Annotated in this window: 2 protein-coding genes; one reads left to right on the top strand and one right to left on the bottom strand. The window is 38.1% G+C overall.

The window, feature by feature from the left end:
• A partial coding sequence (locus CHU92_RS15965; protein ID WP_207759788.1) for a hypothetical protein occupies window positions 1–279 on the bottom strand: 279 nt, incomplete at its 3' end.
• On the opposite strand from CHU92_RS15965, the gene CHU92_RS01515 reads away from it, so the two are divergent.
• A complete protein-coding gene (locus CHU92_RS01515; protein WP_094411900.1) occupies window positions 278–1,870 on the top strand; it encodes an IS1182 family transposase in 1,593 nt (530 codons plus the stop codon). The two genes, CHU92_RS15965 and CHU92_RS01515, sit on opposite strands and share 2 nt — an antisense overlap.
• Window positions 1,871–2,061: the final 191 nt, after the last annotated feature.

The following is a 2,061-nucleotide window of genomic DNA, read 5'->3' as shown; positions in this document are numbered from 1 at the left end:
CATTTTGCAAATCGCTTTGTTGTCGGACAGTCCCGAAGGGCTGGCCCAGGCAAATCGCCTGGGGCGTTGTGCGGGAAGCCCGTAGGATTTCCGCACAACGTGCCGCGGCTTTACGGCAGTTGCGGAGCCAGCGTGCTGATTATTTTCTGTTAAAGATAAAAGTTTTTCGTGAGCACATAAAAATAAAAACCAGCAATCGCGTAAAACCACTGTGCGTGTTGCACAACTCAAATATACAAAACCTTGCAAATAAATTTGATTTTTTTTAAATTTACTCATGCAAGGAAAAAAGACTTTTACACCACAGTTATTTGTATCGGTAAATTTGTTGGATTTAGTTCCAGCAGATAATTTTTATAGAAAACTACTCACCGAACTCGATTTACATTTTATTTATAAAGCTACCCAAAAGTACTATGGCAAAGAAGGCCAAGAGAGCATTGATCCAGTTGTTTTCTTTAAGATTTTGTTGGTTGGCTATTTGAATAACATCAACTCAGATAGACAATTAATTGCTTATTGCAGCGATAGTTTGTCAATTCGTTTGTTTTTAGGTTATGATGTTCATGAGCCATTGCCTTGGCACAGTACTATAAGTAGAACCCGAAGTTTGTATGGCGAAGAAATTTTTCTAGATTTATTCAAGCTAGTATTGAAGATGTGTGTTTCTAAAGGAATGGTTCGTGGCAAGCGTCAAGCAGTGGATAGCGTTTTTATCAAAGCCAATGCGAGTATGGATAGTTTGGTAGAGAAAGAAGTTTTGGACGATGCTAGTGCTTTTGTAAATGAACTGGAAGAAAACAGCGAATTTAAAACTACAAGTACTAGAAAGAAACTAGTAGAACAACATCACGCTTGGAAAGAAGAAGCCTATAAAGGAATGCCTAATGCAACTGGCAAAGACAAGATAGACGAATTTGGGAATATTATCCGACCAAAATATTTGTCAAATCACACGCATTATTCACCAACAGATAGCGATGCTCGAGTAAGTGTCAAACCAGGCAAAGCACGTCAGTTAAACTATTTTGGACAAATCGCTGTAGACGATGCCCATCATGTCATTACAGGCGCATGTTCAGATTTTGCAGACAAACGCGACAGTCAGTGTTTAGAACAAATTGTAGAACTTACCGAAGAAAACCTAAACGAAAACAACATTGAACTCCAAGAACTCCTAGCTGATGGTGGTTATAGCAGCGGCGAAGCCTTAGCCTATTTACACCAAAAAAATATCAATGCCTACATTCCAAACTTTGGACAATACAAACCCGAGCGAGAAGGATTTACGTTTCATAAAGAAGAAAACTATTATCAATGCACTAAACCCAAAGGCAACCAAGCCAAACTCCTTTTTAAAGGCGAAAAAACCGATAGTAAAGGCTATACTAAACGAACCTATCGAAGCAGCGAAAGCGATTGCAAAAACTGTCCACTGCGAGAACAATGCTGTGGCAAAAGCACCAAGTTCAAAAAAATAGACGACAGCATCCACAAAGAACTATATGACAAGATGCACCAAAAGCTCACTCAAAACCCCGAGTATGCCAAACGAATGGTCAAGGTGCGAAGTAAAACCGTTGAACCTGTTCTAGGAACCCTGATTAACTTTCTGAACATGAAACGGGTCAATACGCGTGGAATACAACAAGCCAACAAACATGTTTTGATGGCCTCTATGACCTATAACTTGAAGAAATACCTCAAGTTCATTGCCAAAAAACCAAAAAGTCTAGCCCAAGTGGTATCAATCAATCAAGGGAAGGTAAATACTTCTTTAAAAGTCACTTTTTTGAAGTTAAAACGAACGTTTTTATGCCTTCTTTTTTTAAACAACAACATCTTTAATCCAAAAATAAACCTCGCTTAAAAAGCACTAAACGAGGTTGTTTTTTATGATTTTTTTAAAATTTAGTTGTTGGAGGGAGTTGTGCAACGGTTACTGCTGTTAGCTGCTGGGTGGCTTTTGACTGGAATAAAATTGAAACACGACCAACCGAATATGGAAAGTATTTGATGAAGTGGTTTAAACTTTTATTTTATTAAATTTCTTTAGTGCGA

The sequence above is a fragment of the Flavobacterium cyanobacteriorum genome (genome assembly GCF_002251835.1).
Classification (GTDB): domain Bacteria; phylum Bacteroidota; class Bacteroidia; order Flavobacteriales; family Flavobacteriaceae; genus Flavobacterium; species Flavobacterium cyanobacteriorum.
Note: the sequence above shows the minus strand (reverse complement) of the source record. Positions and strands in the feature narration are given on the sequence as shown.